The 6,418-nt window shown below is 40.2% G+C and carries 6 protein-coding genes; 1 reads left to right on the forward strand and 5 read right to left on the reverse strand.

The window, feature by feature from the left end; translation table 11 throughout:
• Positions 1–18: 18 nt before the first annotated feature.
• A complete protein-coding gene (cgtA, locus tag FTU36_RS03080) occupies positions 19–1,233 on the reverse strand; it encodes an Obg family GTPase CgtA (protein ID WP_078190204.1) in 1,215 nt (404 codons plus the stop codon).
• A 213-nt stretch (positions 1,234–1,446) separates the two neighbouring features.
• A complete protein-coding gene (locus FTU36_RS03085) occupies positions 1,447–1,821 on the reverse strand; it encodes a helix-turn-helix domain-containing protein (protein ID WP_078191873.1) in 375 nt (124 codons plus the stop codon).
• Between the two features lie 115 nt (positions 1,822–1,936).
• Here FTU36_RS03085 and FTU36_RS03090 point away from each other — a divergent pair, with 115 nt between their 5' ends.
• Positions 1,937–2,791 carry an SDR family oxidoreductase gene (locus tag FTU36_RS03090; RefSeq protein ID WP_180116789.1) on the forward strand — a complete coding sequence of 285 codons (855 nt, stop codon included), beginning with the start codon at positions 1,937–1,939 and terminating at the stop codon, positions 2,789–2,791.
• A gap of 58 nt (positions 2,792–2,849) precedes the next feature.
• Here FTU36_RS03090 and FTU36_RS03095 read toward each other — a convergent pair whose 3' ends face one another.
• The 3 genes from FTU36_RS03095 to FTU36_RS03105 all read right to left on the reverse strand — a co-directional run bounded on the left by FTU36_RS03095 (position 2,850) and on the right by FTU36_RS03105 (position 6,002).
• Entirely contained in the window at positions 2,850–3,530 is a 681-nt protein-coding gene (locus FTU36_RS03095) for a hypothetical protein (protein ID WP_180116790.1), read from the reverse strand.
• 3 nt (positions 3,531–3,533) lie between these two features.
• On the reverse strand, positions 3,534–4,235 hold the full coding sequence (locus tag FTU36_RS03100) for an MFS transporter (RefSeq protein WP_180022814.1): 702 nt from the start codon (positions 4,233–4,235) through the stop codon (positions 3,534–3,536).
• Between the two features lie 309 nt (positions 4,236–4,544).
• Positions 4,545–6,002, reverse strand: coding sequence for a glyceraldehyde-3-phosphate dehydrogenase (locus tag FTU36_RS03105; protein ID WP_111885541.1), 1,458 nt, complete (start codon positions 6,000–6,002; stop codon positions 4,545–4,547).
• Positions 6,003–6,418 lie beyond the last annotated feature (416 nt).

Below are 6,418 nucleotides of genomic sequence, written 5' to 3' on the forward strand. Positions count from 1 at the left end.
TTGACACTTATTCAGCAATTAACGTACGTAGTACGATTCTGCCTCATCATCACCGTCTTCAAATTCATCATCAAAGTCTTCACCTTGACCTGCCAGACGTTGTTGACGACGCATTTCACGATATGCTTCTTTCGCAGCAAGCGTTTGCTCACGTGTTTCAGCTTCAAGCTGATCACGGAATGCTTTAACTTCTGCAGCATATTCAGGATCTTCAGTTTCGCGTTCGCGCTGCTCTTCAATTTGATCCATCAGGTAGTAGACAACGTCTTTAGTACCTTCAAACGTTAAACCTGAAGTTTTGAATACAGGGCCTTTCCACTGCAACTCTTCGAGAATGTGATCACACCATTCATCACGCGTTTCAGCCGCCAATTGGTCTACTTTATTGAGTACCAATACAACAGGTAATTTTGAAAGTGTTGGAGAGAATTTTTTCAACTCTTCCAAAATTGCTTTTGCATTGTACGCAGGGTCAGAACCATCAATCGGTTGAACATCTACGATGTGCAATAAAATACGTGTACGTGCCAAGTGTTTCAGGAATCGAATACCTAGACCTGCACCTTCTGCAGCACCTTCGATTAGACCAGGAATATCCGCCATTACAAATGAACGGTGACTATCGGCATCAACCACACCTAGGTTTGGCACCATAGTGGTAAATGGATAATCTGCAACTTTTGGTTTTGCTGCTGAAACTGCACGGATAAAGGTTGATTTACCCGCATTTGGCATACCCAACAAACCAACGTCTGCGAGTACTTTTAATTCAAGACGAATTTCACGATATTCGCCTTTTGAGCCGTGTGTACATTTACGTGGAGAACGGTTGGTTGAAGATTTGAAGTGAGTATTACCCAAACCACCTTCACCACCTGCTGCCACTAACACACGCTGACCGTCAGCCACTAAGTCGCCGATGATATCGCCAGATTCTGTATCTACAATTGTTGTGCCCACTGGAACGAGCAATACGGTATCTTCACCGCCACGGCCTGAGCAGTTCGCTCCACGACCATTTTTAGCACGTTCTGCACGGAATTTACGTGTATAACGATAATCTACTAGGGTACTTGTGTCATTGTCGGCTTGAACGTATACGTTACCGCCACGACCACCATCACCACCATCTGGACCACCAAATGGTACGAATTTTTCACGGCGAAAACTGGCTACGCCATTGCCACCGTCGCCAGCCTCTACGGTAATGACTGCTTCATCAACAAAGCGCATATTTGCCAATCCTCTAAAAACTTTAAAACCGCTTATTCTGCCATATTTTAAAGAATTTCTCGAACAATATTATTCAGCAATACTATAAATTTCATTCATCTTGGTACTGATGCAAATTTTTAGGAAAATCCGCACCTCACTCGAAAATCTTTAGCTCATCATCAAAATACCTTTGATAAATGGCAAACGAATTTCACTCCCCATTTCCGAAAGCTATTTACGTGCATTTTCCTTGGCTTCAATAATTTCAGGCAATGTTCGTTCAACCCAACCAATCAGATGCATTAACTTTTCTGCAGCCTGCGAGCCCATTAAAGTCAGTTGATATTCAACTTTGGGTGGCACGACTGGATAGACTGTCCGTAAGATAAAACCATCTTGCTCGAGCATTTTCAGCGTTTGAGCCAGCATCTTTTCGCTCACCCCTTCGATCCGCTGCTTAAGTTCACTAAAACGGTGTACCCCTTCAGTCAAACAACGTAAAACTAATACTGACCATTTATTGGTGAGATGTTCCAATATTTCTCGAGAAGGACAGTCCGTGGATAAAACTTGACCTAATAATTTACTTGTAGCGTATGTGTTCATTAAATCTTTCCTCAAAGTCACTAACTTACTTTTTGGTACGTACTTACATTTAGTAAGTTAACAGATTAAGATTCAACCATCAAGATCATTTATTCAACAATCAGAGGGTTTAAATATGAAAATCGCAATTACAGGTGCAACAGGTCAACTAGGCCAATTGGTCCTTCAATTTTTATTGAAAGAAACCGCGGCCGAAAACATCATCGCTTTAGTTCGCTCACCAGAAAAAGTAGCATCTCTACAAGCTCAAGGCATCGAACTTCGTCATTTTGACTATGATCAACCAGATACACTGGTTCCTGCACTACAAGGTGTCGATAAATTATTACTCATTTCTGCCAATGAAATTGGTCGGCGTACTCCACAACACAAAGCCGTAATTGATGCTGCAGTAGAAGCGAAAGTTCCATATCTTGCTTATACCAGCCTGTTACGTGCTGATACATCGCCATTGGGTTTATCTCAAGAACATCGTGAAACAGAAAGTCTGATTCAAGCTAGTGGTTTAACCTATACCTTCTTACGAAATAACTGGTATGTCGAAAACTATCTTGCCGCTGCAGGACATGTGGTTGAAACAGGCACCCTATTTGGTGCAGCAAAGGATGGGAAAATTAATGCAGCGACCCGTGCTGAGTATGCTGAAGCAGCTGCAAAAGTACTTACAAGCTCTGGTCATGAGAATAAAACCTATGAACTTGCAAGCTCAGACAGCTTCACCTTGGCACAGCTTGCTGAAACCTTACAGCAAGTTTCAGGTCAAAAGGTCCACTATCAAAATCTAACCGCTGAAGACTACACACAAGGCCTATTACAAGCTGGCTTACCCGCTGGTCTTGTAAATGTGATCGTCGATGCCGATATCAATAGCATTGACGGTGCAATGCAAAGTGATCGTAAAGACTTGGAACAGTTACTCGGTCACCCAACCACTTCTCTACGTAGTGCTGTTGAAGCTGCTTTAAAATAAGATCGAACAAAAAAAAAAGCCCGGATTGATTCGGGCTTTTTTTTGAGTTGAATCACGCTTATGGATGTACATTTTTTATCGGCAAATCCATGTTCAACTCTAAATTTGCCTTGGTATTTCGCTCTGCGTTATACATCGTGGCATTAAAGGTTGCGATTTTTCGCATGGTCATCGGGTCATTGAGTTTGAGTTGTGGTGCAAACTGATGTACCACATGCAAATCGACTTTTTCATTAAACTCAAAATACACTGGACCATTAAAATTTATTCGAATAGGAATGTTATAGGTTCTTTTCAAATGAAAAGGCACATCTAACTTGACAGGAATATCCATTTTTAACGGAAATTTCGGCACGAGTTTATTTTTAATCACCAAATCTGTGGTCGCCTCAAGCGGCATCGTCTGGTTAATTTGAATATTGGTGGAATAATCAATATCAACAGAAATGGGAACCTCTACACTAAACTGCAAATCTGCCAGATATTTTCCCTTCAAGGGTAGTTGCAGCTTCCGATCTAAAGCAATCTGCGTATCCAACGCCCCGATGGACTGCGTTTGCAAATAATTGCCAACGGAAATTTTAGTGGGTAGTGAATGCGACAATTGAATATCAGCATTTTTTGCACGTACTTGCATCGACGCATAAATATTTAAATACATCCAAAATAGCACCGCAACCAATAACGCAACTGCGATAAAACTTAAAATGATGCGCTTCGCCGATTGAAATATCCACATGGCTTACTCCTGAGCTTTCGCTTCAGTTTTGGCATGCTCTCTGTTGAGTTGCATTGTTTTTAGTGGAATTACCAATTCACCCTTTTTAAGTTGAACCGGCAACGTATTTTGCACATCCACTGTCGCTTTTAATGCCGTTTTAATTGGAACATTCAAATTACCTTCAATAGGAATGTTGGTTTTTAAATTTGCATTGAGTGGAATATGTAGGTTTTCTTTCAGCACGGTTTTGACTGGCGCATCAAATTTTAAATGTACTTTTTGTTCCAAAGGCACATTCATATTCACTGGAATATCCAATTGTATCGGGATATCACCTTTGAGCGGCAGAGTCACATCCTGCCCCATGACTTTAACTGTCACTTTGGTATTCACAGGAAGGTTTTGATTCACTTTCAAAGTTTCACGCACTGGAATCGTGGTCTTGATCGGGACTTGATTATCAAAATACACCCGTGGTGTCAGCGTTTGAGTTAAGGGAATATTTAAATTTTCATGTATCGGAATTTCAGCATTCACCCGCCCTGTCACGTCCACATCCAAGGCATCATGAATTTTGACTTCGGCTTGTAATGGCTCTTGCAGGTCGATATTGACGTTTTGATTTTCTAGCGGGATATAAATATTAAAGTGCTTAAACACCCAAATGGCGATGAGTACACCACAGAGTGCAGCAAACACAATAAATGCCAATCCACTGAGCATGTGCTTTGCTTGCAAACTAAATTCCTTTTGCTTTTTTATTTTTACAGCTTTATTTTGAACACATTACCCAAACCAGTTTGCAATTTTTTGTATTTATTTCTTTAATAATTTCATTAACTTAAAACTTGAATATTTTAGTCGGCTTTTTCATTATAAATGACTCGCACTCATCTAACAGTGGCAGAAAAAACAAGACATTTTGATGCTTTTGATCAATCCATTCGTCATCTATGCCTTAAGTTTTTAACCCATACTCTTTAGATAAAAAAAGAGCCTCAAATGAGGCCCTTTTTTTACAGCGTGAACTAATTAAGCATTAGTTTCAGCAGGAACTTTTGGATAGCTTACGCCGCCCATTTGCTCAGCAATACGCAATACTTGGCAGCTATAACCCACTTCGTTATCGTACCAAACATAAGCAGTTAAACGGTTACCAGAAGCGATTGTCGCTTGAGCGTCAAACACACCAGCAGTACGTGAACCGATAAAGTCAGACGATACAACTTCAGTTGAGTTTGTATAACCAATTTGACCTTGAAGGTTAGAGTTGATTGAAATTTGGCGAATGTATTCATTCACTTCTTCACGGTCAACATCTTGACCCAAAGTAAGGTTCAAAATTGCAAGAGATACGTTTGGAGTAGGTACACGTACTGAGTTACCAGTCAATTTACCTTGAAGAGCAGGAAGCGCTTTAGCAACAGCTTTAGCAGCACCTGTTTCAGTAATAACCATGTTCAATGTTGCAGCACGGCCACGACGGTCAGCTTTATGGTAGTTGTCGATCAAGTTTTGGTCGTTTGTGAACGAGTGAACTGTTTCAACGTGACCATTAATCACTGTGTATTTGTCATTTAACACTTTAAGTGTTGGTGTGATCGCGTTTGTTGTACAGCTTGCAGCAGAGATGATTGTATCTTCATCAAGGATGTCTGCTTGGTTCACACCATATACAACGTTCTTCATATCACCTTTACCAGGTGCAGTTAGAATTACACGTGCAGCGCCAGCGCATTTAAGGTGCTGTGCAAGACCTTCAGAATCGCGCCATTTACCTGTGTTATCGATTACAAGTGCATTGTTAATACCGTAAGCAGTGTAATCAACTTCAGATGGGTTAGACGCATAGATCACTTTGATGAAGTTACCGTTAGCAATGATTGCTTCATTTTCTTCATCAACAGAAATTGTACCTGCGAATGGACCATGAATAGAGTCACGACGTAACAAAGACGCACGTTTTTCTAAGTCACCGTCAGATGATTTACGAACAACGATTGCTTTAAGGTTAAGACCACGGCCTAAACCAGATTGGCTGATCATCAAACGTGCAAGGATACGACCAATACGACCGAAACCGTAAAGTACAACATCACGGTTTTCAACGTTAGTTGCATTGCCTTCAAGTGATTTCACAGCGTCAGCAACGAATGCGTCAACATCACCGCCTTTTTCTTTGAACTCAACAGCAAGTTTGCCAAGATCAATTTCAGCAGTACCGATGTTTTCGATTTTCGCCAAAGCTTCAAGAATTGGGAAAGTGTTCACAACTGAAAGTTCAACGTCAAGTACGCGAGTACGACGATGCGCTTTAAGAATTTGGATAACCGAACGGTTAATTAAAGAACGACCGTATACTGTAGCTACGATGTTTTTTTCACGATATAACTGACCTACTAGGGCAATCATACGTTCCGCGATTTCTTCACGGTTTTTCCAGCGACCTTGGTGCTCTGCATGTAGGGCAACGATAGTGTCTTTGCTCACAGATACGTCCTCTAATTAATTGTAAATCTAAGCATAAATTTCAAAACCCCACAATTGTAATGGAAAACTGAAAATTAATGAATCTAAAAGCAGATTTCGACAAGGTTATTTTGTTATATATTCACTATCAATTTTCAAAATAATCATGATTAGTATTATGATTTTATAGCCGAAAGTTGAAAAACCAGCTTTTTCGCAGATTTTTGTCACAAAATTTCAAATGTAGTTTTATCAACCAGATCTCTGCATATTTAGCACAAAGATGAACGAATATTTATATTTTTCAAATTAGATCTCTTTCATAAATCAAAAAACGATCTTCTTTTTGGTTAATATTTGCACTCCGGATTTCTTAGCATTCGTGCATAATCTGCGGATGAAATACATCGATTCAAACAAGCTTTCTGATCCTCAGT

The organism is Acinetobacter sp. YH12096 (genome assembly GCF_013419215.1).
GTDB classification, from domain to species: Bacteria; Pseudomonadota; Gammaproteobacteria; order Pseudomonadales; family Moraxellaceae; genus Acinetobacter; species Acinetobacter amyesii.